This window comes from Peptoniphilaceae bacterium AMB_02 (genome assembly GCA_036321625.1).
Taxonomy (GTDB): domain Bacteria; phylum Bacillota; class Clostridia; order Tissierellales; family Peptoniphilaceae; genus Microaceticoccus; species Microaceticoccus formicicus.
In genome coordinates this window covers 1,294,837-1,321,310 of the sequence record CP143259.1, presented here as the reverse complement: position 1 = coordinate 1,321,310, position 26,474 = coordinate 1,294,837, and the positions used below count along the sequence as shown (strand labels likewise).

At 35.6% G+C, this 26,474-nt stretch carries 26 protein-coding genes and 3 pseudogenes; 27 read left to right on the top strand and 2 right to left on the bottom strand.

The features are described 5' to 3' along the window. Nucleotides 1–9 precede the first annotated feature (9 nt). From VZL98_06530 to VZL98_06460, 15 genes and pseudogenes are all read left to right on the top strand, one after another. Nucleotides 10–468, top strand: coding sequence for an aldo/keto reductase (locus VZL98_06530; protein ID WVH62359.1), 459 nt, complete (start codon nt 10–12; stop codon nt 466–468). Then, the gene (locus VZL98_06525) at nt 453–1,025 is read left to right on the top strand and encodes a 4Fe-4S dicluster domain-containing protein (GenBank protein ID WVH62358.1); all 573 of its coding nucleotides are present in this window, start codon (nt 453–455) and stop codon (nt 1,023–1,025) included. Before VZL98_06530 ends, VZL98_06525 begins: the two co-directional genes overlap by 16 nt. A 16-nt stretch (nt 1,026–1,041) precedes the next feature. After that, entirely contained in the window at nt 1,042–2,268 is a 1,227-nt protein-coding gene (arcA, locus tag VZL98_06520) for an arginine deiminase (protein WVH62357.1), read from the top strand. A 130-nt stretch (nt 2,269–2,398) separates the two neighbouring features. Beyond that, complete coding sequence (rlmD, locus tag VZL98_06515; protein ID WVH62356.1) at nt 2,399–4,003, top strand: 23S rRNA (uracil(1939)-C(5))-methyltransferase RlmD; 1,605 nt, start codon at nt 2,399–2,401, stop codon at nt 4,001–4,003. A gap of 178 nt (nt 4,004–4,181) precedes the next feature. After that, a complete protein-coding gene (locus VZL98_06510; GenBank protein ID WVH62355.1) occupies nt 4,182–4,667 on the top strand; it encodes a hypothetical protein in 486 nt (161 codons plus the stop codon). A gap of 36 nt (nt 4,668–4,703) precedes the next feature. Continuing rightward, nucleotides 4,704–5,459: an alpha/beta hydrolase gene (locus VZL98_06505; protein WVH62354.1), complete on the top strand. Its 756-nt coding sequence runs from the start codon at nt 4,704–4,706 to the stop codon at nt 5,457–5,459. A 125-nt stretch (nt 5,460–5,584) separates the two neighbouring features. Then, on the top strand, nt 5,585–5,938 hold the full coding sequence (locus VZL98_06500) for a hypothetical protein (GenBank protein ID WVH62353.1): 354 nt from the start codon (nt 5,585–5,587) through the stop codon (nt 5,936–5,938). 276 nt (nt 5,939–6,214) lie between these two features. Continuing rightward, nucleotides 6,215–6,835, top strand: a pseudogene (locus VZL98_06495) (MobA/MobL family protein). Continuing rightward, nucleotides 6,801–6,962: pseudogene (locus tag VZL98_06490) on the top strand (transposase). The pseudogenes VZL98_06495 and VZL98_06490 overlap by 35 nt, the downstream one beginning before the upstream one ends. A 223-nt stretch (nt 6,963–7,185) precedes the next feature. Then, nucleotides 7,186–8,250 carry a winged helix-turn-helix domain-containing protein gene (locus VZL98_06485; GenBank protein ID WVH62352.1) on the top strand — a complete coding sequence of 355 codons (1,065 nt, stop codon included), beginning with the start codon at nt 7,186–7,188 and terminating at the stop codon, nt 8,248–8,250. An 11-nt stretch (nt 8,251–8,261) separates the two neighbouring features. Next, on the top strand, nt 8,262–10,091 hold the full coding sequence (locus VZL98_06480) for an ABC transporter ATP-binding protein (protein ID WVH62351.1): 1,830 nt from the start codon (nt 8,262–8,264) through the stop codon (nt 10,089–10,091). Further along, the gene (locus VZL98_06475) at nt 10,078–11,922 is read left to right on the top strand and encodes an ABC transporter ATP-binding protein (protein ID WVH62350.1); all 1,845 of its coding nucleotides are present in this window, start codon (nt 10,078–10,080) and stop codon (nt 11,920–11,922) included. The genes VZL98_06480 and VZL98_06475 overlap by 14 nt, the downstream gene beginning before the upstream one ends. Nucleotides 11,923–12,049: 127 nt before the next feature. Then, nucleotides 12,050–12,601, top strand: coding sequence for a methyltransferase domain-containing protein (locus VZL98_06470; GenBank protein WVH62349.1), 552 nt, complete (start codon nt 12,050–12,052; stop codon nt 12,599–12,601). Nucleotides 12,602–12,659: 58 nt separating this feature from the next. After that, nucleotides 12,660–12,977, top strand: coding sequence for a hypothetical protein (locus tag VZL98_06465; protein WVH62348.1), 318 nt, complete (start codon nt 12,660–12,662; stop codon nt 12,975–12,977). A 340-nt stretch (nt 12,978–13,317) separates the two neighbouring features. Continuing rightward, nucleotides 13,318–14,487, top strand: coding sequence for a S41 family peptidase (locus VZL98_06460; protein ID WVH62347.1), 1,170 nt, complete (start codon nt 13,318–13,320; stop codon nt 14,485–14,487). Nucleotides 14,488–14,631: 144 nt separating this feature from the next. Here the strand turns inward: VZL98_06460 and VZL98_06455 are convergent, their stop codons facing one another. Next, on the bottom strand, nt 14,632–14,874 hold the full coding sequence (locus tag VZL98_06455; GenBank protein WVH62346.1) for a hypothetical protein: 243 nt from the start codon (nt 14,872–14,874) through the stop codon (nt 14,632–14,634). Nucleotides 14,875–15,102: 228 nt separating this feature from the next. On the opposite strand from VZL98_06455, the gene VZL98_06450 reads away from it, so the two are divergent. The 4 genes from VZL98_06450 to VZL98_06435 all read left to right on the top strand — a co-directional run bounded on the left by VZL98_06450 (nt 15,103) and on the right by VZL98_06435 (nt 18,085). After that, nucleotides 15,103–15,717 (top strand): TetR family transcriptional regulator, encoded by a 615-nt coding sequence (locus VZL98_06450; GenBank protein ID WVH62345.1) that lies wholly within the window; start codon nt 15,103–15,105, stop codon nt 15,715–15,717. A gap of 15 nt (nt 15,718–15,732) precedes the next feature. Continuing rightward, nucleotides 15,733–16,269, top strand: a complete 537-nt coding sequence (locus VZL98_06445) for a GNAT family protein (GenBank protein ID WVH62344.1) — start codon at nt 15,733–15,735, stop codon at nt 16,267–16,269. A gap of 11 nt (nt 16,270–16,280) precedes the next feature. After that, complete coding sequence (locus VZL98_06440; protein WVH62343.1) at nt 16,281–17,132, top strand: GNAT family N-acetyltransferase; 852 nt, start codon at nt 16,281–16,283, stop codon at nt 17,130–17,132. A 584-nt stretch (nt 17,133–17,716) separates the two neighbouring features. Continuing rightward, nucleotides 17,717–18,085: a hypothetical protein gene (locus tag VZL98_06435; protein WVH62342.1), complete on the top strand. Its 369-nt coding sequence runs from the start codon at nt 17,717–17,719 to the stop codon at nt 18,083–18,085. Between the two features lie 697 nt (nt 18,086–18,782). Here VZL98_06435 and VZL98_06430 read toward each other — a convergent pair. Then, nucleotides 18,783–19,358, bottom strand: coding sequence for a TetR/AcrR family transcriptional regulator (locus VZL98_06430; protein WVH62341.1), 576 nt, complete (start codon nt 19,356–19,358; stop codon nt 18,783–18,785). 550 nt (nt 19,359–19,908) lie between these two features. On the opposite strand from VZL98_06430, the gene VZL98_06425 reads away from it, so the two are divergent. The 8 genes and pseudogenes from VZL98_06425 to VZL98_06390 all read left to right on the top strand — a co-directional run bounded on the left by VZL98_06425 (nt 19,909) and on the right by VZL98_06390 (nt 26,319). Continuing rightward, a complete protein-coding gene (locus tag VZL98_06425) occupies nt 19,909–20,622 on the top strand; it encodes an ABC transporter ATP-binding protein (protein WVH62340.1) in 714 nt (237 codons plus the stop codon). A gap of 1 nt (nt 20,623) precedes the next feature. Further along, entirely contained in the window at nt 20,624–21,391 is a 768-nt protein-coding gene (locus tag VZL98_06420) for a hypothetical protein (protein WVH62339.1), read from the top strand. Next, the gene (locus VZL98_06415; protein ID WVH62338.1) at nt 21,375–22,298 is read left to right on the top strand and encodes an ABC transporter permease; all 924 of its coding nucleotides are present in this window, start codon (nt 21,375–21,377) and stop codon (nt 22,296–22,298) included. The genes VZL98_06420 and VZL98_06415 overlap by 17 nt, the downstream gene beginning before the upstream one ends. Before the next feature lie 440 nt (nt 22,299–22,738). Continuing rightward, nucleotides 22,739–23,395, top strand: a complete 657-nt coding sequence (locus VZL98_06410; GenBank protein WVH62337.1) for a type II CAAX endopeptidase family protein — start codon at nt 22,739–22,741, stop codon at nt 23,393–23,395. Nucleotides 23,396–23,410: 15 nt separating this feature from the next. Beyond that, nucleotides 23,411–24,544: a 23S rRNA (uracil(1939)-C(5))-methyltransferase RlmD gene (rlmD, locus tag VZL98_06405; protein WVH62336.1), complete on the top strand. Its 1,134-nt coding sequence runs from the start codon at nt 23,411–23,413 to the stop codon at nt 24,542–24,544. A 381-nt stretch (nt 24,545–24,925) separates the two neighbouring features. Next, nucleotides 24,926–25,360, top strand: a complete 435-nt coding sequence (locus VZL98_06400; protein WVH62335.1) for a GNAT family N-acetyltransferase — start codon at nt 24,926–24,928, stop codon at nt 25,358–25,360. Between the two features lie 35 nt (nt 25,361–25,395). Continuing rightward, nucleotides 25,396–25,887, top strand: a pseudogene (locus VZL98_06395) (recombinase family protein). Then, the gene (locus VZL98_06390) at nt 25,861–26,319 is read left to right on the top strand and encodes a recombinase family protein (GenBank protein ID WVH64548.1); all 459 of its coding nucleotides are present in this window, start codon (nt 25,861–25,863) and stop codon (nt 26,317–26,319) included. Before VZL98_06395 ends, VZL98_06390 begins: the two are co-directional and overlap by 27 nt. The last annotated feature ends 155 nt before the right edge of the window (nt 26,320–26,474 follow it).

Here is a 26,474-nt window from a genome sequence, read left to right as displayed (position 1 = left end):
GGAATATTAATGGAAAAAAGAAGACTGGGGAGTACCGATTTGATGGTTTCTGTTATTGGATTTGGAGGAATCCCAATCCAAAGGAAAAACAAAGAAGAGGTAATCGAAATCTTTGGTGAGCTGATTAACAAGGGTATCAATTTTGTCGATACTGCTCGTGGATATACTATTTCTGAAGAATTAATTGGCGAAGCTTTGAAAGTTCACGGTAGAGAGAATTTCATATTAGCTACTAAGAGTATGGCAAGGACTTCTGAAGGATTACATAAGGAGTTTAAAATCAGTATAAACAATCTCGGTGTAGAGAGCGTAGATTTATTTCAGTTTCACAATGTTAAATCTGAAGAAGAGTACGAGACTCTAATAGGTGAAGACGGTGCATATAGTGCTGCTCTTGAACTTAAAGAAAAGGGTTTAATAGTTCATATTGGAATAACGAGCCATAATAAAGATTGTTACCTAAGATAATTGAATCAGGACTTTTTGAAACGATTCAGTTTCCTTACAATGCAGTCGAAAGACAAGCTGAAGAGTATCTAAGACTCGCTAGCGAAAAAGACATGGGCGTTATTATTATGAAGCCTCTTGCAGGTGGTGCAATAATAAATAAAAATCTTGCTTTAAGGTTTGCTTTTGAACAAGATTTTATTACATCTCTTATACCGGGAATGGATTCTGTTCAACAAGTTAGGCAAAACGCTTCCGTAGGAGAAGAGTTTATCCCGTTAAATGAAAAGGAAAGAGCAGTTCTTCAAGAAGAAGTAGAAGATCTTGGCAGCCATTTTTGTAGAAGATGCGGTTATTGTGCACCTTGTCCGGTTGGTATAGATATTCCTACGAATTTCCTTATGGAAGGATATTATACAAGATATAATCTAAAAGAATGGGCAACTGAGAGATACAATTCGTTTGACCCCAATGCAGGAGACTGTATAAAATGTGGTGAATGCGAATCCAGATGTCCATATGATTTAAATATAATTTCAATGCTGGAAGAAGTAGATTATATATTCAGCAAAAATTAGTTAATGGAGGAAAGCTTTGAACAGTAAAATTAATGTTTTTTCAGAAATCGGTAAGTTGAACTCAATAATTCTTCATAGACCGGGAAGAGAACTTTTAAATATCGTCCCTGATCTTATGCAGGATTTACTATTTGATGAAATCCCTTACATGGAGCAAGCTCAAAAAGAGCATGACGGTTTTGCTCAAGTATTAAGAGACAATGGTGTAGAGGTTTTCTATATAGAAGACTTGGTGAGTGAGTCGCTGATAAACGATGAGATAAGAAATCAGTTTATATCTGAGTTTATAAATGAAGCGAATATTAGAGGTCCTAGAGAGATAGAATTAGTAGAAGATTTACTAAATAATATCAAAGACAATAATGAACTTGTTGCTAAAATGGTAGAGGGAATTAGAAAAGATGAGCTTCCGGTTTTCCAAGGAAAAGGATTACAAGAAATGGTGAGTCTAACAGATATTTTTGTTACACTGCCAATGCCTAACCTATACTTCACCAGAGATACTTTTGCATTAATAGGTAACGGTATATGCATGAACAGTATGTGGAGTAATGTAAGACAGAGAGAAACTATTTTTGGCGACTTGGTATTTAAACATCATCCGGTATTTGGGAAAAATCGTCCTCAGTTCTGGTACGAAAAAGACAAGAAATACAGCCTTGAGGGCGGAGATATTGTTATCTTGTCAGACAAGGTACTTGCAGTCGGAATCTCTCAGAGAACTGAACCGAGAGCTATAGAAATCTTTGCTAAAAATATTCTAAGTTCTGATCAAGGATTTGAAAGAATTCTTTGTTTTGTTCTTCCTAGAAGAAGGGCATGCATGCACTTGGATACTGTATTTACCATGGTTGATAAAGATTTGTTTACAGTATATCCGGGAATGGAAGAAAATCTTGAGATATATGAATTAACATATAAAAATAACGAAATAAATACAAAACTTTTAAATACAGATCTTAAATCAGCTTTAGAAGATAAGCTGGGCATAGACGAAATAACTATGATTAGACAGGGAAAAAGAGGAATCCTGGACGCTGACAGAGAGCAGTGGAGTGATGGATACAATACACTTGCCATCGCACCTAGAGAAGTAATAGTCTATGAGAGAAACACTGTAATAAATGAATTATTGGATAAAAACGGTGTAAAACTTCATACCATTAAGGCAGGGGAATTATCAAGGGGTAGAGGCGGCCCAAGATGTATGTCAATGCCAATTAATAGAGACAGTATAAAATAAATATTTGATTAAGTGGTAGATACCGGGATTATTGAGTGTGTTTTAGTTGGAGCTCAAAATCCCGGGTTGCCACAAGATGGAAGTATAAAAAATACATAAAAGATAAATCGTTATAAATTGAGGAGAAAAAATGAATATAGGAGAGAGATACAAAGTTAGAATACTTGATCTCAATCGTGACTCTGACGGCGTATCCAAGTATGATGGCGCCGTTATTTTCATACCCAATGCACTTCCAGGAGATGAAGTGGAAGTGGAGATCACCGAAAAAAAGAAAAATTACTTTAAAGGCAGAATTACTGAACTGATTAGCACATCAGAAGACAGGATAAGACCTGTATGTCCTTATGCGAAAGAATGCTCAGGTTGTTCTTTTCAAGAGCTTAAATACACTGCAGAACTGGAACTTAAGAAGAATTTAGTCAAAAACAATCTTGAGAAGATGGCAGGAATAAAAAAAGATATTGAAATACTAGGTTCTCCTAAAACGGAAGGATATAGAAATAAAATAACATTAAAACTTGATGAGAATGGTTTATTGGGATACTTCAAAAGAGGATCTAAAGATCACTGCCCAATTGAGGATTGTCCAATTGCTCAAACATCTATAAGAAACATAATACCAAAGATTCAAAAAGTCATTTTAAAACATAAAGAGATATTTGATGCAAAGACGAATAATAGATATCCAATCGTAGAGCTGATAATAAGAACAAATAAAAATGATGAATTGATGATAATTACAGGCTCTAAAGTTCCTAACTTTTATGGATCAGATTCATTATATAGTGAATTAAAGAGTCTTCCTAGAGTTGTTTCAGTTTATCAGAGAGATGAAGTATATCAAAAAAGGAGATTTAAAGAGTATAAGTATGTTTTAAAACATGGAGATAAAAAGCTGAAATATTACTTAGGCAATTTAGAATTTGAAGTATCGCCGGAATCTTTTACACAAGTCAACAATACAATGACAGAAGTACTTTATGCTAAAGCACTAGAGTTTATAAAAAGAGAACATTCTGAATACTTGCTAGACCTATTTTGCGGAATAGGTACGACAACTTGCTTCTTTTCATCAGGATCTGTGAATCTATACGGAATCGAGATTACAAAAAAAGCAATAAAGGACGCCGAAATGAATGCTAAGAGAAATGGACTTGATAATATCCTTTTTAAAGCAGCCGATGCCAATAGAGACACTATGGATATAATCCACAACAAAAAGCCCGACACGGTCGTTCTTGACCCTCCACGAGCCGGAATAGACAAGATGCTGATAGAAAATCTTATCACATCCACAACTAAGAGAATCATCTATATTTCATGTGATCCTGCAACACTATCCAGAGATATAAAATTATTGACCGATGGTGGATTTGCGATTGAGGAGATTGTCGGAGTTGATATGTTTCCGCGGACTATGCATGTGGAGTCAGTAGCACTTTTGTCCAAACTAGATGTCGACCAACATATAAAAGTAAAATTAGATATGGACGAGCTAGATATTACTGCTTCTGAAAGCAAAGCGACCTATGAAGAAATTAAGGACTATGTTTTAAAGAAGAACGATATGAAGGTTTCTAATTTGTATATCTCACAGATTAAAAGAAAATGTGGCTTGGAAGTTGGCAAAAACTATAATGTATCTAAAAAAGAAAATCCAATTGTTCCAAATTGTCCACCTGAAAAGGAAGAAGAGATCAGAGAGGCTTTAGAGCATTTTAAAATGATTTAATTTGAAAATATTGAAAGTACTTTTGATCTAAGAATCAGAAGTGCTTTTTTCTATGCTAGAAAACTTTCTAGTTATAACAGGCTGATAAATCATGCTTTATTTGATATAATAATCTTTAATAAGTAAAAGGTTTGAAAGCTAGAGGAAAATATGAATAAAAAAGAAAAAAGTGGACTATATGTCTTTATTTCAGCAGAAGCCACTAAAGAGAGGTCAAAATTCTTTTGATGGTGGTTGTAGTACATTTCTTGCATGGTTGTTTTGTAAGTTTATGGGGGTAGTTGGAAAAGCTGAACATCGTTTTCCGTGTATAGAGGAAAGATTTGATAATCGGTTCATAGAGATAAGTGATATAAATAAAGCTGAAATAGAAGAATTACTGCAAGGAAAGATTTTATTTACGCCTGGGCATACTAAAGATTCTATATCATTAAGAAAAGATAACATGACTTTTTGTGGAGATGCCGCTATGAACGGTTTTCCAAGTTTGAAGAGATTGATTATTTGGATTGAAAATAAGGAAGAGTTTGAACAGTCTTGGAAAAAATTATTTGAAGAAGATGTCGAATTGATTTATCCTGCACATGGAAAATGTTTCAACAAAAATGATTTAAGGAAGTATAAAGATGATATAAAAAATATTCGTCTTCGCCAATTAAAATGAAAGGGTAAGATTTGAATACTACGGAGGTATTAGCATATGAAAGTTCTTGAATTTGGTAATATTACCAATAGAAAAATTATTTTGATACATGGTTTTCAGTGCCCTTGGCAGGTGTGGAACAAGTATATCGAATACTACAAAGATAAGTTTCATATTATTGTGCCTATTATGTCAGGGCATAATCCAGAGGTTAAAGAAGATTTTATTTCTTTTGCGTCAGATGCAAAGGAAATTGAAGATTATATTCTTTCTCGCTATGGGAAAGATATATACGCTGTGTATGGCATGTCAATGGGTGGAGTCTTAACCGCAATATTGTGGCAGAATAATAGATTAATATTTGATAAAGTGATTTTTGACGGCTCACCTTTAGTATCATATAATAGTCTGATGAAAGAATTTATGAAAAAATTCTATGTGGATATTACTCATAAATCACGGCAACGTGATAAGAAAACAGTAGAGCGGGCTACAAAAGTAATTATTTCGGAAGATAATCTGGAATACTTTTTGAAAGTGATTGATAATATGTCAGATACAACAGTAGATAAAAGTATAGAAGACATAGCTAATTTCAAGTTAAGCCAAAGCATACATACTCCTGATACAGTGGTATATTTCTTTCATGGAACAGCAGCTAATGAAATGCTTGCAAAAAAATCTGCAAAATATGTTAGTAAATATTATCCGAATACAATTATCAAATGTTTCAAGGGTAAATTTCATTGCGAAAATGCATTGTTTAATCAGAAGATTATGATTGAGGAATTAGATAAGATTTTAGATAAATAGAGAGATGAAAATTTCAGGTTTCACCGCACTTTAATTTAATATCGAACACCAAAAGGTGGCATGGAATGTCAAAACCATGACCGCCTTTTTTGTTGCCCGAAATGAAGAAAAGGAGAATGAAAAACATGATAAAGAACAATGAAAAATCAGCAGAGATTTTAAGAGCAGAGGAGCAGTTGGCACAAGCCAAGGCGAGGTTGGCAGAAGCTAAGAGGAAAGAGGGATCAAGAAAGAGAAAAGAGGAAAATCAGCATAAGTACATGATGGGTGGTATTGTTCACAAATATTTTCCCGAGTGCTACCAGTTTGACGAGTTGGAGTTGAACCGCATTATTGCATCTGCAATCAAGTCAGAGCAGTGCCAGCGCATTATTGAAATCGTGAAAAAGGAAAATACTGAAAAGAGTGGCAGTGCATTTGCAAAATCGGAAAGTGAGGTGGTTAATGATGAAGGTGCTGGCAAGGGCGAAAGTGCCTAAAACCATTCAACGAAATTTTTTCGTTGCGCACAGATATACCATCACGGATGGTATGTGCGCTCTCCGAGGGATCTTGCAGACAGCTATTGCCTGCCGAGGGCAGTCAAAAGGGAACACTGCGTTTTCCCTTCGGTGCAGAGGGCGCACCTACCCATTTGCATACTTTGCGTTCAGTGAAGCTCCAAAGAGCGGAGCTTCACTGCCCACAAAGTCAGCCGATACCGCAAAGTCCACAGTATCGGTCAGCCATAGTCCACGCAGAAAAGAGGTGTTGCTATGACTGTAAAAAGCCTAAGTACCCGTATTGCTATCATAGGCAGGGGAGCAAAGTGTAGTGGTGGCTCATCCGCAGTTGATAGGTCAGCATATATCAGCCGTACCACCATGTACTCTGAATATGACGGAACATATTATTATCCCAAGTATAGTGAGGATTTGGTGCATAGTGAGGTTGTGCTACCGGAGAATGCACCGAAGGAATATGCAGACCCTTCTGTATTGTGGAAATCAGTGTAAATGCGTGAGAAAAATAATTCAAAGGCACAGCTTACGAGGGCATACAAGATTTCTATTCCCAATGAATGGAGCTATGAGCTTGCCACTGAAGTAGTGAGGGATTATGTGAAGCGTAATTTTGTGGATGATGGAATGTGTGTACAGTTTGCTATCCATGACTCTGAAAATCCGGTCACGCATCAACGGAACTTGCATTGCCACATGATGATGACCATGCGCCCGATTATGGAAGATGGAACATGGGGAGAGAAGCAGAAAAAGATTTATATGCTGGATGCAGATGAGAACAAGATTAGAACCAAAAAGGGGAACTATAAATGCACCACGCAGGATGTGACCGGATGGACTACGTACTTCCAATGCTATCGAAAGGGTCAATGAGGAGATTCGCAGAAGAGAGCGAGTGATCCGAATCTTCCCAAACGAGGATTCGTTGCATCGTTTGATTGGAGCAGTCCTAATGGACATACATGAAGATTGGCAGACGGGCCGCCGATATCTATCCTTACCATCGAAAACTTCGTCTCTACCTACTGCTGCTGATACATTCAACTCAGATGCTGCTTAATGTACCAACACACAACATCGGACTTGACTTGCATTCCTTAATTTATCCCAAGGTCCGTAAAAGAATCATGAACAAGGATTTAGATGAAAGTTGAATCCATTAGTTGACATTTATCTAAAGGTGGTCTATTCTATATTTAGATAAAATTAAAAGGAGGCGTTCGATGAAAATAAAAGATGAGTGGGGAAATCTGAAACCTGAGGCTGAGCCTCACTGGTATTTGGAGGCGGAGGCCTTGGTTCGTAAGGCCTTGGAGGACGATGAGCTCTTGAGGAGTCGGGCCGTGGACAAGGACAGTCAACTGGCTAGGGATATCGCGGCCTTTAAAAAGTTTGAGAAAGTCGTGGTGGAAGAGACTCGAAACTTGCTGGATTCACACCCGGCCGGAGAGCTTATCAAGAAGTTCTATAAGGGAGTGGTTGTCAGCCATTGCAGTCTCCTTCAATCCGTAGCCCTGTTTATGGATTATGAAAAGAGAGGCTGTTTTAATAGTCCGGCGGAAAAGAAACAGCTTTTTTTCAGTAGCCTCATAACCGATGAGGAGAGTGAATTTCCTGAGCTTGATCCGGAGACGGTGACCCTGGAGGATGCCTATGCCGCTTTTTCTCAGGAGACGGACGATCCTAAGTTTTTAGCCTATTCCTTGGACTTGTATGTTCACTTTGATGAGCGCTTGGTCATGTTGGAGAGTTTCCTCCGTGACGTGGTGGAAGTGATCCGAAAAAACGTTGGGGACGTCTGGTCAATCTTTGAGCGGGCAGTCGCCTCCTTTCAGGCGTCGGATTTTACCCGGTTGGCGGGAGAGGGCCTGAACGAGGGGAATTTGGACGTGGATGCTCTCTACATCGCCATCATTTACCCCAATAGGGCTTCCTTCGTGGACATCGGCCTGGATCCCTCGGTGATGACCATTGGTATGCTGGCATTGGATATCGTGGAGCAACAGGCGGATCGCCTGTCCATTCCTGCCAAGGCTAATTTACTAAAGGTTTTGGGGGACCCAGTGCGTTATCAATTGCTTTTGGCCTGTAAGCATGAGGAGTTCTATCTCAGTGAGTTGACTCGGTTGGTAAATTTAAAGCCCAGTACCGTGTCCTATCATCTCAACAGCTTAGTAAACGTGGAACTGCTGAAAGTCAGAATTAGTGAGGATCATAAGAGGCCATACTTTAGACTAAATCTGGAGACGATCCGGCGGCTGAGGGATCAGCTCGACGATCTTTTATAGGAGGGGATTATATGGGGAAATTAAAAGAAAAGGAGCAGGTGAAATCTCTCTGGCGAATTTGGCTGGGAGCCCTGCAGAACATGCACAAGGAGAATCCCTGGCTGACGGTGAGTATTGTTTTGGGAACCTTGGGTGCTGTGGTGGTGAACTACTTTCCGGTGCTGTTTCAACAGCGCATCATCTCTGCCCTGGTGGTGAAGAGCGGGTTAAACCAATTGTTGGTTCTGGCCTTGGTTTACTTTGTCATCATGGTGGTGGCATCTTCCATGATGGCTTTGGCCGATGGCTATTCCAAGAGTCGTTTTTCCTTGGTGCGCCTCAACTACATGGCTAAACTGGATCGCAAGCTCCTGGAGATGGACTACCCCTATTGGGAGAACGAAGCTTTTCTCAATGGCGTGGAGAGCACCTTACAATGCACCTCCAGCAACAACACAGGCTATGAATATCTCCTGCACATGGCCTTTAAAATGCCGGCGGTGTGGATTTCCATCCTGCTGTTGACCGGTCTCATCGCCTGGTACCAGCCCTTGGTGTTGCTTGGTCTGATGCTTCACGTGGGGGTGGCCTATTGGGTTCGCAATGCGGCTCAGAAAATGAGGTTTGAAGGCCGCAAAAAGGAGCAAAGCGCCCAGCGTCGCGTCTCCCACTATGCCTTTAAGACCTCGGATTTCACCTTTGGCAAGGACATCCGCATCTTCGCTTTGGCCGATCTTTTAAAAAAGGGCTACAAGCAGGAGATCGGTCGGATTATGGATCTCATAACGCTGTATCAAAACAAGGAGTTTAAATGGGGGCTGTGGGCGGTTTTGGCCGGCATCATCAGCGATATGCTGCTCTACGGCAGCTTGATCTATGGCGCCCGCCGAGGCATGCCCGTGGCCACCTTTGCCATGCTCTTATCCGCAGCGGCCACCTTGAGCCTGCTCTTAACCGAAACCGTGGATGATATTTCTAAGGTCAAGGCGGAATCCCGCTATGTGGATGCGGCTCAAAAGTTTCTTGCCTCGGATTTGGGCGATGGACTGGGGGATATCAATGAGCCTCTGGTGGGCCCCCTCAAGGTGGAATTCCGAAACGTCGGCTTTACCTATCCCGGCTCGGACACCCCGGTGTTTGAGGACTTAAGCTTCACCATCCAGCCGGAGGAAAAGCTGGCCATAGTCGGGGTCAACGGGGCCGGTAAGACCACTTTGGTCAAGCTCTTGACCGGCTTATTCCGCCCTCAAAAAGGGGAGATTTTCTTAAACGATATTCCCCAGAGTCGCTTTAGTAAAAAGGCACTTTACGCCATGTTCTCCTGCGTGTTCCAGGATGTGGTGGTACTGCCCTTTGATGTCAAGACCAATATCATCATCGAAGAGGAGCGACTCAAGGAGCTGGGGCAGGGGGATGAGCCCGTTTGGCAAGCTCTGGATATGGCCGGACTCAAGGAGCGAGTTCTGGAGATGCCCCAAGGCCTTGAACAGAAGCTGAATAAGCACGTCTACGATGATGCCCTGAATCTCTCCGGCGGAGAGGCTCAGAAGCTGACAGTGGCCAGAGCCCTCTTCAAGGATGGCAACATGGTCATCATGGATGAGCCCACCGCAGCCCTGGATGCTTTGGCGGAGCAAGCCATTTACTCTCAGTTCAATGACTTGGTTAATCACAAGACCGCACTCTATATCTCCCATCGCTTAGCCTCTACCCGATTCTGTGACCGCATTCTTCTCCTGGCCGGACGGGATATTGCCGAGGCGGGAACCCATGAGGAGCTCATGGCCAAGAATGGATTATATGCCAATATGTTCCGGGTTCAGGGCAAGTACTATAAGGAGGCCGCAAATGAAGAAGTTTAAAATGGTCTGGTCTTTTTTAAAACGCATGGGTCGCTTGGACAAGCTGTACCTCATAGCCGTGGTGGGGCAAACCCTACTGATTTCCTTAAGAACCCTGGTGGCTCTGTATATCCCCAAGGTGCTCATTGACGGCGTGCACAATCAATGGCCGGTGGAGAGGTTACTCCTGGTCTTAGGGGTCATCGTGGTTGCTCTGGGTCTCTTGCGGCTGTTGGAAAACGCCGTGAGGCGAGGGGTGACCCTAGGCAATGAGCGGGTCAACCTCCTAGTCCAACGGCTCTTCTCCGAAAAGATGATGAGCCTACCTTACCACTACCTGGAGGATCCGGACTATCTGGAAATGAAGGAAGCGGCCATGATGGGCATGAACATAGGAGCGGTGGATCGCCTGATGAACAACATCACTGGCATTCTGCAGCATGGCTTCATCTTAATCGGCTTATCCCTCTTGCTCTTCCGCTTAAACCCCCTCCTTTTGGTGGGTGCCTTCGTCCTGCAAATCTTCATCAGCCTTTTGGTCATCCGGCAGGCTCAGCTCTTCCGAACCACCTTAGAATCCATCCTGCCCATCAACCGCAAGCTCAATTACTACATGTCCACGGTGCATGAAATAGTCACCCAAAAGGACGTGCGACTATACGACATGTCCAATATGCTCGCGGGCAACATCCTGGTTTATAACCGCACCATGATGCATGACTTCATCAAAATGAACGGCCTTCAGGGGATCTATACCAGCTTGTCCCACCTTATCAACTACTTCATCAGCGGCGGCATCATCCTCTATGCCGGTGCCCGGGTGTTGGGCCAAGTGGCAGGATCCCTCATCTCCATGGGTGATTTCAGCCTGTATACGGGATCGGCCGTGAATTTCTCCACCCATTTCAAAGCGGGTCTGGAGAACATCCTGGACATCAGCAACCAGATCCACTTCATCGAGCCCATTGAAACCTTCCTGGCTCTGCCGGAGGATCGCCAGAGCGGCAGCCTGCCCCTAGGGGAATTTGAGAAGCTGGAGTTTAGGAACGTCAGCTTTGCCTACCCCAAGACAGAGGCGATGATTTTAAAGAATTTATCCTTTGAAATCAATGCCGGGGAAAAGATTTCCGTGGTGGGTCTCAACGGCGCCGGCAAGAGTACCCTGATCAAACTAATCTGCCGATTCTTCCCCGTGACGGAAGGGGAGATCCTCATCAATGGGCACAACATCGAGGACTATGACTATAGCAGCTACATGAATCGAATCTCCGCCATCTTCCAGGATTTCCAGATGCTGAACTTCACCCTGGCGGAAAACATTCTGGGAGAAGATTATCAAAATCAGTCCAAGCGTCAGGAAGCGGAGGAGCTCTTTCGCCAGGTTGGCTTGGCCGAGAAGCTCAAGGAATTGCCCCATGGCTTAGATACTTACCTAGGCAAGAGTTTCCATGAGGAAGGGGTGGAGATCTCCGGTGGACAGCTGCAGAAGGTGGCCATCGTTCGAGCCCTCTATAAAAAGGCGGACCTGGTCATTCTCGATGAGCCCACCAGCGCCTTAGATCCCCTGGCGGAGGCGGAAATCTATGAGCAGTTCAACAACCTGGTCAAGGATAAAACCGCCATCTACATCAGCCACCGCATGTCCTCCTCCGTGTTCTGTGACCGCATCCTCCTGATCAATCAGGGACAGATGGAAGCCTTTGACAGTCATGAGAACCTCATGAAACGAAGGGACAGCCTCTACTTTAAGCTCTTCACCACCCAGGCTAAAAATTATCGCCTAGAATCCTTAGCTGATACATTAGAATTTCCTTATGATGGTAAGTGCAAGTACCCTCCTATTGAGGAGTGATATTGGTATGAATTCAAAAATTAAAAGATAATTATTTAGATTATATTCCTGCTATAAATTTATATGACAATTAAATAATGTAATAAGTGAAAAACAGTAAATCAAAAAAGGTTTACTGTTTTTTTCTTTGCCTAAAAACAGAAAGAAAGGAAAACAGAAAATGAAAAATATAGAAGAAAAAATACTAATTTCAGAAGAACTGTTTACAGAAGCTATAGAAAAAATGGATATCCAAGAAAATGAAACGATTCTAGACTTATACTGCGGTGTTGGATCGATCGCGTTACAAGCAGCGAAACGTGGTGCCAATGTAATTGGTATTGAAATTCAAAAAGAAGCCATCCAAAGGGCAAAGGAAAACGCAAAATTAAACGGAATGACAAACACACGATTTTTTGCAGAAAAAGCCGAAGAACGCCCCGATGAAATTTTAAAAAAGTATAATCCCAAAGGTGTATTTGTCGACCCACCCAGAGCTGGACTCGATGAAAAATTAATCCATGCACTTACCGAATCAAAAGTAGAAAAAGTCGTCTACGTCAGCTGTGATCCAGTAACTCTCATAAGAGACTTATCTCGCTTTCAAGAAAGTGGATGGGGAATTGGAGAAGTAGTACCCTTTGATTTATTCCCATGGACAGGGCACATCGAGGCGATAGCAAGGCTGGAGAGAATGTAGTAAAGTGTAGAAAGTAGAACAATTATGTCATTACGAAATCGGAAAGAGGGGAAGAGCGATGAACAAGAGGATAAAACTGAGATGGTTTCTGTTAGTGACAGTCTTAATTGTATTAATATTCGGAACGATGGTTTTTATGAATACACTATCTAGAACATATATTGCCGTCATTGGAGAGATCAAAGGAACTGATAAATTATCGTGGGAAGATTTTGATCAGTTTCCGCACGAAGATATTGGAAGTGGGCGTTATGTTTATAAATACAATCTTTCTGATGGAGGCTCACTCTTTATTATAGGTGACAGTCTTGATAAACTGCCATCTACAATCTATATAACCGAAAAAGATGGGTCGGAAACCATGATAAATAAATAATGTGTAAGATTTATTCCCGTTTCATATATCAAAGAAATTGCGAGGGCGACCGTTTGGTCGCCCTCTATGTCTTGCATATATATATAAATGTTTAGTATACACATAAAATTAAACCTGTAACACATGTATTTGAAGAGTTTAGAAAACTGGCAAAAATGCTTAAAGAATACTATAATTAGAATATATATTCTTTATCATAAAAGTATAAATGTAAAGGGGAGATAGGTATCAAAGCAAAACTAAAGAAAATATTTACGATGGTTTTTTTGATTTTTATTGCCTATATTTTTATTTTAATCTACTAATACCGATATACAAGCATTTAAATCCACCACCGACAGTGAGAGAATTTACAAAAGAAAAAGCCCTTGAAGATTATGATTTTTTATGGGAGACATTAGAGGCCAGGTATCCATATTTTGGTGTAGCAGAAAGAAAACTAGGGATTGATATTGGAGAGGTTAAAAGAATATATCGAAAAAAAATTGAAGACAGAAGCTCGATTGATGTTAAATTATTCTATCAAATAATTAATGAAGCAATAAAAGAAATGAATTATATTGGACATTTAATAGTTTTTGATGCAAATACATTTTTCAGGCTTAAATATGTGTTAGATATAGATGACGAACTTCTGGAAGATTACAATTTAACATACCAACGTCAAGCTCTTGAGAATGAGCAAGCCTTGGAAAGTTATGGATATATGAGAAAAGGAATGCCAATACATATTTTTCAAAGGATTTTATCGTGGAATATAAGTTCAAACATTAAAACTGATACTATTGATGAAACAACAGCCTTTCTTGAAGTGTTTTATCCTTCTGTGAAAAATATAAAAAGAGATTCGCAATATTTATTGAATTATTTAAAAAAACTTGAAAGAGAAGGCTATAAAGACTTGATTATTAGATGTCATGCAAATGATAGCGGAGATTTTTATTGGATGAATAATATTGTATCTCCAAATATAGATGAGGTTAAGACTTTCCATACTAAAGTCTTTATAAAAAATGATGACTGGGTAAAAAACTATTATCAGAACTTGGGTGATGAAGTTATTGAGGAAATAAATTTCAAAGAATATCCAAATTTAAATATTGAAGATGCACAGCAATTTGGTGGCTATGTAGAAAGTGAAATAAGTGTCCAACCACTTTTTGAGAAAAAGACGTTTTCAGGAGATATTTATCTTTTGATAGATTCTAATACTTTTTCTTCCATAGAAGCATTCGCACAGTTTGCAAAACGCACTGGATTTGCAACTTTAGTGGGCTATCAAACAGGCGGAGATGGATACAATGGCGGAACACCAATGATGACAGCTTTGCCTCATTCGGGATTAGTCTTTTTTTATAGAATGGGATATGGAATAAATGAAGATGGTTCAAGTAATGTAGAATTTGGAACTTTACCAGATGTTGTCCCGAATGATTCTGAATCTCCGTACCAGGCTTGCCTACGCTTGATAAATGAAAAAAACAATGCAAATAACATTAATAAAAGATAGTTATTTGTTAAATAGTGTTGGTATATAAATTAATGACAAACTATTAACGTCAGGCAGCGTCAGCTGTCTGATATTTTTTACATTTAATGTATCTTTTGGTATTAGAATTACATTCCTTACATAAAATCTCTGCTTTTTAAGTCTCTAGAAAGTAGGTTCGCCGTTAAAAGGAAGAAGTTTAATGTCAGAAGACTTAGTGCCGTGTTTAATAATGCTTGGGCTATGCACATTACCACAAACGGGACAAACAGAAGCATTATAGGTAAGCCTTCCAAAAATCAAATTGTAAGTGATATTCTTCTTTTTAATCTTCTCGACCTTTTCAAAATTCTCGATATTTTCATCTTTTAAATCTAATAAATTTAAGATATAATAACTTATAGACATAGTGGCCTCCTTATTTTTGGTTGTGGTGATTAAATTATAAAGGAAATTGGTCACTATGTCTTTATTTATTTAAAAGAAAATAATGCCAGCAAAGAAACCAATATTTCTTCAACAATACTATAAATTATAGAGCCAATAAAAATATTGATTTAGACACTAGTATCGTTTATAATAATAAAAACGACACTAGTGTCTATTTTATTTATTATAATATAAGGAGCGTAAAATATGTCCCCTAGAGTAAATGAACAATATAAAAGAAATAGAAAGCTCGCAATACTTCAATCTGCAAAGAATGTATTTATAAAAAAGGGATTTGTAAATTCAACTATGCAAGATATAATTCTAGAAGCGGGAATATCGCGAGGAGGATTATATGCTTATTTTGACAACATTGAACACGTATTTGAGGAAATTCTAAAGCTAGAAGATGAGAAGGATGTAGAATACTTTGAAAGTAAGAAAGACTTATTATTTTGGGACCAGTTGTTGGATTGGATTAGATTTCAACAAAGAAATATCCTAAATAATGACAGCGGATTTTTACTAAGTAAATCTGAATATTTTTTAACTAACTATCGAAAAGAAAAAAATAAAAATAATCATTTTATACTAGATAGATACAATAGACTAATTTCTTCAATGGAAAAATTTATCGACGATGGAATAAAAGATGGACATTTTAAAGCAAATATGTCATCTAAATCAATCTCACAATATATTATCTCATTTTTTAATGGATTAATATTAGACACTTTCAACTTGGGTACCAATGTTACTCAAGTGGAAGAACAAATAGATATATTAATTTTTTCATTAGAGAAGTTATTGTCACCAGTTTAAATTAAAGGAGGCTATATGTTATTTAAATCTAAAAGATTAATGTTAAGAAAAATGGCAGAGGGAGACATAGATATTTATAACCAGTGGAGAAATGATATAGAAGTAATGTATTATACATCTACTGATTTAGATGTTTATAATATTGAAGAGACGAAAAATTTTGTAACTGAAGTTATCCTAGGTTCTCAACTATCGAAGTGTTATTTAGTTATAGAAAGAGAAAATAATAAACCTATCGGTGTTGTTTCTTTAATCAATATAGATTATAAAAATCAAAATGCAGAATGCATCATTGATATAGGTGACAAAGAATCATGGGGAAAAGGGTACGGTACCGAGGCTATGAAGTTATTGCTTGATTATGGTTTTTTAGAGATGAATTTACATAGGATATTTTTAAGGGTATTTTCATTTAATGAAAGAGCCATAAAACTGTATGAGAGACTAGGATTTAAGCAGGAAGGAATTTTTATAGAAAGTGTATTTCGAGATGGCAAATGGCACGACATTATTCAAATGTCAATATTACAAAATGAATATTTGAATAAATAGGAGACTGTATAATGTATATAATTAAAACTTTGGAAAATACCAGTATAAGGTTGATTCATAAATCATTTATTGATGCATTTTCAGACTATCAAATAAAGATGAAAATGCCTTTAGAAAAGTTTAACCAAATGTTAATAAGAAGAGGTTACGTATCAGAAATCTCTGTAGGGGCATTTAGAGATGACAAATTAATTGGATTTATTCTAAATGGAATTAGAATTTTTGAAGGTAAATTGACAGTCTACGATCTTGGAACAGGAGTTTTAAAAGAATATAGAAGACAGGGAATTATTAACAATTTATTTTCCTATACAAAAAAGTTAATAAAAAATATAAAAGCAGAACAATATCTATTAGAAGTAATAAAGACCAACGACTCTGCACTAGAACTTTACAAAAATAATAATTTTAAAATCAGAAGAGAGTTAGAGTGTTTTAAAATGAATAAAACAGATATAAAACTAGACATTAAATACGAAACCAAACATTTGGACAATTTGGATTTTAAGAAAGTTATAGACTTTTGGGATTTTATTCCATCTTGGCAAAACTCTATAGATTCTATAAATTCAACAGCAATATCTTTTTTAAATTCAGTTGTGGAAATAGATAATAAAATCGTAGGATATGGTATTATCGATAAACTTTCAGGAGATATAGCCCAAATAGCAGTAGATAAAAAATTTAGGAGAAAGGGGATAGGAACGAGTATAATGGCTGATTTAGCAAACAATACAGAATCTTCAACAATTACCTTACTAAATATAGATAAGCAGGCGAAATCAATTCTAAATTTTCTTGAAGCTTTAGGTTTAAATAATTATATTTCTCAATATGAGATGACCCTAACCTTGCTAGAGTAGGCCTAGCCAAAAACTCAAAATACGGACTGCTTAAATTAAATGCAGAAAAAATATACTATATAAGCTGTGACCTAGCTACTTTAACAAGAGATGCGGGCTTACTTACTAAAGATGAAAAATATAAGTTAGAAAAAATTTTAAGTTATCCAAGCTTTCTACTCAAGCCATGTGGAAAGTCTTTTTTTATTAATACAATAAAATCAATCCGAATAAGTTAGTCAATAATAAAGCTAATTTAGTGGACTTAGTTATTTATTCAATTGCTCACATGATTTCCGATAAAATTTAACCTGTAACAGGTGTATTGAAAGAGTTTAAAAACTGGCAAAAATGCTTAAAGAATACTATAATATATAATATGTATATAATTTATCAGAAAAGATTAAAAATGTTTATAGTAAATTAGATACAGTGTCTTTTATAAAATTAATTGAACCAAATATAATGGACTAATAATATGTCTAAATAATGTAAATGGACTAAAAAACATGATTTAAGAACTAAGAATTAGAAATAGATTATTTAACGAGTGATTATCTTAGAATATATCGACCATTAATCTTTAAAATAGGGAGCTTTGTAAAATGAAAAATGTCTATAAAAATGCTGTATTTATAACTATATCCATTATCATAATGGCATATTTATTGAATATGATAAATTTCTTCCTATATTCTTTTGAAAGTATGTCGGAGCATCATATTGCAATATTTTATTATGCAATTGTATTCGTACTTCTACTAACAGTTTTAATCTTTATGATTTTCATAAATACTTTTAAGCTAAATAATAAATACTATATCTACCTTGCATGGTTATATCTTGTAATGTTTGTTAATATTCTCAGTAGAAGAAACCCTGCATTTAACACAATCGATATCAAATTGATGATTATTTGTGTTATAAATATTGTTGTATTAGTTGTAGGTTATTTTAAAGAAAAGGAATTATAATCAAGAAAATTAAGAATTTTTCTTTAAATGATGTTGTTAACCAACTAAATCATAAACTTGTTACTTCAGGCAGTACGAACTGCCTGAAGTTTTTTAGTACTATATTTAGTCATTAAACTGGTTATAGATTGATCACATAGTTCAAATAAATTATAAAAAATGTAAATAACATATTTTAATTACTAGTTATAGTTAACACATTAGATCAAGAACTGTCGTTTCTAATGTTCTTAAATAAAATGACTCTGTCTCATATATTATATGTTCTCGGCTAACTATCAGTAAAAGCAGATATATTTCAAACAAATATACAAGTGTAGGTATACATTGTAACTGTTAGGATTTTAATTTATTTTGTTACTTATGTAATAGAAACAACTTAATTATAAGAGATTTAACAATTTCTTGTCTTAGCACTTGGAGATTCCTATTTTGTTTTATAATTTCCGGCTTCATCTTAATGGAGTCTTATTATTAGCAATTTCTTTATTCTTGAAAATACTTTGTAAGAAACTTAATTTAAGAAAAGATATAAGAGTATAGATTTCTATTGTAGCGATGAACAGATATCGCTTTTTTTGATTTCTCTCCCTCCGAGTCGCTTAGGGACTCACCTCCCTCGTCAGATGGAGGCTAAGTCATTGGCCACAATACAGTTTCAATTTACTAAGTAGGACGAATTTCGTGTTTGTTATTTTTAATATAAAAACTGACATGCAGAATGGATTAAATTCTTAATCACTTCGTCAGTGTATTTTGAATCTAATTTATTTAAGTCAGAAGTTCCTATAATTATAATTGTATAAGCTTCAGAAAATAAAAGAAAATTTTCAAAGGGTTTTGAAGTAGCAAGTTTCTCCATAATGAATTTACCATTTTCTACTATTTTTTCTTTCCTGTCATCAAGCAATCCATATTTTTTTTGTAATATATCATAATCATCTTGGGTGAGGCATCTATAAATATTATAGTTGGATATAGTATCAAACAGATATTGTTCCATGGCTTTCATAGGGATTCCATCCTCGTAATTCTCCGAAAGTGTTAAGAATTGATTTAAAGACTTTTGTTTTATTTTACTTATTAACCATATGATAAAATCGTCTTTACTCTTAAAAAAGTTATAGAATGTTCCAGTTCCAATACCAACAGTAGATGCAATATCAGAGACTTTTAACTTTTTATACCCAAATGTTTTTAGTAAATCATATCCTTTTTCGTAAAATTTATCTCTTAAAATATCTCTTTCTTCTTTTGTAAAACTAACAGGCATCTTAACCTCCAATTAAAACTTATATAAATATACTATCAACTATCATTGGTAAAGTCAATGAATATAAAACAAGATATATTCATTGACTTTGTTTTTTGAAAGAAGTATAATTATTTCAATGAATATATTGTTAATGTTATTCATTAAAATAATGTAATAAGAGTAATATTAAATATGGGGTAGGATACCTCAAAGATATTTATAATAGAGTTTGTGCAATGGAAGACAGTGCTTTAATAGAAAATGATGAATCTTAAAAGATATAGAAAATACAATTTTTAAGTAATATATTTGCCGGTAAAGAGTAAACTTGTTATTGAAATTGTTTGGAAAGGGGAATAAATATATTATAAGGTTAGATATAACTAACTATCAGTGTCATCTTTTCTTATAGCTGTTTCAAAACAAAATGGAATTAATGTTTAAACATATTGTTGAAGACGAATTTTAAAAGCTTGATAAGAATACGTAGTTTTAATCATTTCGACTATTGGAAATATTGCTTTAATAAAATCTATAAAACAAATAAAAAGACAAAGGAGATATTATTATGATTGAGTTAAGTCATGTAACAAAAGAATACAAAAATTTATTTGCACTTACAGATTTTTCATATAAATTTGAAGATGGTAATGTATATGGAATACTGGGAGTCAATGGAGCGGGGAAAAGTACGCTAATTAATTGCATTACAAAGAATTTATCATTTCAAGGTGAATTGAAATATTATGATTTAAGTAAGTGGTATATAGGATATGTACCTCAAGAGCTGGCAATCTACCCTGAACTTTCCGTGATGGACAATATGTTGTTTTTTGCATCGGTATATAAAATGAATAAAAAAGATGCAAGGGACAGAAGTTTAAGATTAATTGAAGCAGTTGGTTTAAAAGAAAAGATATCAACTAAAGCTAGTGATTTATCAGGAGGAATGAAACGTAAGTTAAACTTAATTACAGGACTCATTCATAATCCCAAATTATTAATTTGTGATGAAGTCTGCGTTGGTATTGATCCTATTTCAAGAAAAGAAATATTGGAATACCTTAGAGATTTTAAAAATAATGGGTTAAATATAATATACACATCCCATTATTTAGAGGAAGTTGAGTACCTATGTGATAAAATTATTTTTCTGGATAAGGGGAAACTCATTTTAGAGGGAGAAACACGAAAACTAATAGAGAGCATATCTAATGAAGAAGATACAAAATCTGATTTGTATGATGTGTTTATGAAGGTTTTAAATAAAGGTGGTGAATAATATGTTTAGGAAAGAAATAAAGGGTATTTTAAAAAATCCGGCTTATTTCATCATAATGATTTTACCACTTTTTCTTACTTTCATTATGAGTGAAGGTACAAAGAATTATTTATCACAATTTACGAAGACTACAGAGGTATTAAACTCTACGAAAGAAATTGTTTTATATAATGCGTTGATATTAGAATCGAAACTACAGTTTGCAGTCAGTGAATTGAATTTTATGTTAATGATGTATGCAATTCTGGCAGGTCTCAGTATCTTTGAAGAAAGAAGACTTCATATTTGGGATAGGGTAGTAAACAAAGTGAGTTTTATATTTACGAAGTTTATTGTGCATTATATTTTTGCTATTATTATAATTGCATTTAATATGCTTGGATTCTGGATACTATTCAATATTAAGTTTCCGATAAAATCTACCTGTATGTTTTTATGTATGCCTATAATTAGTATTGTTTTGGGATTGTTTATAGGTATTATAGTTAAAAACAGAGCAATTTTGTCTAATACAATTTTAATGATGGTTATGATGATGGGATTCTTTGGTGGAGCTTTAAGCTTGACTTCAGTTTTAGCAAATACTAAGTATGCTAATGTTCTAATGTACTTATCTCCTTTAACTATGGCAAATAAGTTAATATTCAAAGATTTGATTAATCTTAATTGGGGAAATGATTTTCTGATATGGATAGCATTTATCTCAATATTTCTAAGAGCATGTATTTCTATGATAGGAAGGAGGATCAGAAATGGTTCAATCATTTAAGTTCACTTTCAGGATCTTGAGAAACACAAAAGGTTTTATCGTTTCGATGGTTATCATGCCAATATTGATGATTTTGCTCATCAGTATTACACTTGCATACTCAGATGTTCCTGTAGTGGGTTATATTGGAGAAAAAGCTCCCAGATTATCTAAAGTCAAGATGATTAAGCTTGAAGAATCTGAAAAAGATTATTTTCTTGGTCTTTCACAAGGAACACTGGTTATCAAGACTGACGGTAACGGAGAAATTGAAAAGTATTATAGCAGCATACCAAATAATTCTCTTATACCATTTATAGAGAATAACAGTATGCAGAACGAGCATTTTGTTGAAAAACCCAAAGTTAGTTATTCAATAGGGGTAATACTATTTAAACTACTAACTGCAGCGGGATTACTTGCAACTTTATTAATTGGAGAAAAAGAGAATAGGATACTGATAAGAGTAAAGAATTCCAAAACAAAACTTAATTCATATATCTTAGGTAAGAGTTTAGCAATAATTTTTGTTTATGAGTTAGCAAATTTATTGATACTTGGTTTTTATAAATTGGCAGGATTTGATTTAGGTAAAACTAGCATTCCATCTCTTGGTATTATATTTACAACGACACTATTTATTTCTACAGGCTTTTATATTTTATTATCAGCTTTAATTAAGAATGAAGGATATGTATGGACTTTATCAACAGGGATTGTATTTCCTTTGAGTTTGTTTTCGGGAACTCTATTCCCGGTTGAACATATGGCGAACTGGATGAAGGTTGTCGCACGTATATCTCCCTTATACTATCTTCGAAACTCGGTTATTAACGGACAATTAGAAATGATTCCTATTATATGCATGTTATTAGTTTCACTGTTATCCGCTATAATCGGAATAAAATTAATGAATAAAAAGGGATAATTCGTGTATGGATAAAAAAACCTTTGATGACTAGAAAAACTTTATGAGCTAAAGTTTGAAATAAGAGAATATTTACAATACCAAACTAATGTAATGGAGACAGGGTAACTTAATACTCAATAAATCATATCTGGTAATATAAATGAAAAGGGTCTACTAAGCAAAATAGGTTAGTAGACCTTTATAACTAATACATGAAAAATTGTTTAATTGAATTTAAACATCCGGAGATAAACTACATATCGTACATATGAGAAAGTAAATTGATAATACCTACTCGGTTTTATGATTAAATGTTATAATCTGTATATAAGCAAAAGGCATACTGTGATATTTCAAAAAATGTGGTTTATAGAATACATCGTAGGCTACAATAAACAAATAAATGAAATTATTGATAGACAATAAAACCAAATATAATTATGACTGGAGAGTATCGAATGAATTTTTTGTCATTTAGAAAAAAAGATATTATCCTAATAGCTCTTTTTTACTTGATTAACTTTGGCTTATGGGAACTTATAGCTCCGATTGTTTCAGATAGTTGGGCATCTTTTTTAGTTTATCTACTGCTTTTCATTGTGGTATTAATTTTGTTTAAAAAGGAATTGATTGTAGAATTACAAAAATTTCTACAGGCTAAACTCAGAGATAAAAATTACTATATGAGTTTATTATTCTGGCTTGGATTAAATCTTATAATTGGTTCTATTTTAGTATTGATAGTAACAAAATGGAATTTAAATATATTGCCGGAGAATAGTGAAAACGTGAAAGAGCAAATCTCGGCCATTCCGACTTTTTTAGCAGTAATTCAAGGATGCATTTTCACTCCTATCATTGAAGAGATGACTTTTAGATATGCTATGATTAAAGAATCTAAGAATGTGTATTTGTACATATTGTCGATAGTGGTTTCAATAGTATTATTTGATTGGATCCATATAGTAAGAGCACCGGAGTTTTTCTACTATTTAGTCCCTGCAACAGTTCTTACCATGTTTTATGTAAAGAATAAAAATGTTTGGGCATCCATTATGCTGCATTCACTAATAAATATAGTGGGATATACATTGATGATTTTTAGTATGATTTAGAGGTGGAGAGTAATTATGAAATGTAAAATTTTTGATATATGTGGAGGCTGTGACTTTTCGCACGAAAGTACAGCCGAACAAAATGAATATAAAGATGATTATATAAAGAACATTTTTAAAGACAGATTTATCCCTAAAGAGATTATTTCTATGGAAAATCCTTATTACTATAGGAATAAATCTTTGAGGACGTATCAAAAGAAGGGTAAAAACGATGTTCTGGCTGGTATTTATGCTAAGAAATCACATAAAATCGTGGAAGTCGAGGATTGTTTAATAGAGAATGAAGTATCTCAAAGGATTTTTAAAACCATTCTGCAAATTGCTAAAAGATATAAAATGGAACCTTATGATGAAGATAATGAGATAGGACTGCTTCGGCATGTACTCATAAGGAGAGGTCATAATTCGAAGGAAGTTATGGTTATTTTAGTACTTGCAAATACATATTTTACAGGGAAGAAGAATTTTGTAAAGTTACTTGTAAAAAAACATCCGGAAATCACCACCATAGTAGTCAATTACAATAAACGAAAATCGTCTGTAGTACTGGAAGGGAAGTATGAAACCATCTATGGACCGGGATTTATATATGATACTCTATTGGGTCTAAAGTTTAAAATCTCACCGAGTTCTTTCTATCAGGTGAATTCAGTACAAACTGAATTCCTATATAAAAAGGTTATTGAACTTGGTGATTTTAAAGAAGGTGATAGAGTTCTGGATGCTTACTGCGGTATTGGAACCATCGGTATGATAGTATCTAAATATGTTAGAGAAGTTATTGGTGTAGAAAATAATGAAAAAGCCGTTAGAGACGCTAATATTAATAAAAAGATAAATAGTAAAGAGAATATAAATTTTATAAACGCTGACGCTACAGAGTATATAATGGAAAATATAAATGAGCATTTTGACAAAGTTATAATGGATCCTCCAAGAGCAGGGTCTACCAGGGAGTTCTTGGATGCTTTACTTAAAATGTCTCCTGAAAAAATCATCTATGTTTCTTGCAATCCCGACACACTAGTAAGAGATTTGGATGTATTAGTTTCCAAGTATAGAATAGATGAAGTTCAACCAGTAGATATGTTTCCTTTTACGAAACACGTTGAGTGTCTGGTATTGATGTCAAAGGTTGATAAGTAAAAGTGTAAAAGTGCTTGATATAAGGGCTTTTCGGGGTTTTGTGGTCGAAAATCACTGCTCAGAAATTGCGTGATTTTTGCTTCGTGGGAACAGGTCGAAACAAGCAAATTTCCTTGTGACAGAGCGGTTTAGATGTCAGTGCCCCGCGAGTGGTCAGGTTAGATGTCACCCTTCGCGAGTGGTCGGGTTAGATGTTTTTTCGGCTTTTGGTGAGGTTGTGTGGTCAGGCTGAATGTTGGTGTTAAAAGGTTGCAGATAGGCTAACTAACTTGTCCGAAATATGCTTATATGTTGATTAGCCATAATGGTAAAGAGAAAATAGACTAATATTAATAGGGATATTAGCAGCAGTTCGATAAATTTAGATTTGTGGAGGAGTATATGGTACGAGAAGTAATTAAAGATGATTTTGATGGTTTGATGAAATTGTATACACAGTTACATAATAATCCTATATCTGAAAAAACTCCTGAGATTATGGAACTTTGGAATCGAATTATTAATGATAAAGACCACCATATTATAGTTGCAGAAGAAGGTGGGAAGATTATATCTTCGTGTGTATGTGTGATAATCCCTAACCTTACACATAACCAGCAGGCATATGCTTTAGTGGAAAATGTTGTTACGGACGAAGCATATAGAGGAAAAGGCTTTGCAACAAAATGTCTAAACTATGCAAAAGAAATTGCATTGAAAAAGAATTGTTATAAATTAATGTTGCTTACCGGTTCCAAGAAAGAAAGTACGTTAAATTTTTACAGGCAAGCAGGTTACAATAGTGAAGACAAAACAGCATTTATACAGTGGATTTAGTTTAATAATAAACTTGAAATTACGGAGGTTTTATCATGGCTGATAATAAAACCATACATTTTATCCCACCAATACCTCCGAAACGAGAAAAGCGAGTCGGTATCTATTGTCGTGTGAGCACAAGCAGTGCTGATCAGTTAAAAAGTCTTACAGCCCAAGTATCGGCGCTAACAAGATTGACAGCAGCTAATCCCAAATGGTTGTTAGTAGATGTGTATATAGATATTGCTTCAAGCAAGACAGGTTCTTCCCGCAAAGAGTTTTCTCGTATGCTGTAGGACTGTAAATCTCGTGATATAGAAATTATTCTAACCAAGAGCATCAGCAGATTTGGTCGAGACACAGTAGAGATTTTTGATGCGTTGAATCAGCTTAGGGTGCTCGGCGTTCGGGTCATATTTGAACAGGAAGTACTTGATACAGCAGATACAGATAACGACCTTATGATTTCAATTATAGAGTCAATTGCTCAGGCAGAGAATGAATCACGCAGCGACAATATTAAATGGGGCATCAAACAACATGCGGCACAAGGTACTTCGAAGTTATATAACAGAAAATGCTATGGGTATAACAATGATAGAGATGGTAATCTGGTTATTAATGAGTCAGAGGCAAAAAATGTTCGTTTAATATATAACCTCTATCTTCAGGGTAAGAGTGTTTTAGGTATCGCAAAGGAACTGGAACGATTGGGAATCAAGTCCCCTACCGGAAAGACGACTTGGCCTAAGAGAACAATTGACGTAATGCTCAGCAATGAAAAATATACGGGTACCGTTCGGTTACTGGATAATGGAAAACACGATTCATATTATCGGGCAGAGAATAACAATCCTGTAATAGTTTCAAAGGAAACTTTCCAAGCGGTGCAGATTGAAAAACAGCATCGGAGTAATGTTACAAAAAGCGAAGAAGGAGTCCAAAGAAAAAGTAAAAAATACAGTTCAAAGAAGTAAGAATCGAAAATAGCCTAATTTAGAATCATTTGGCGAGAGGACAGGATGGATATCAAACCAGCATAAACATAGCATTTTTACTGTATTTTTGAAAAGTGTGAAATAGCCTAAAAACTTCACGTTGAGTGCGTGGTATTGATGTCACGCAATATATA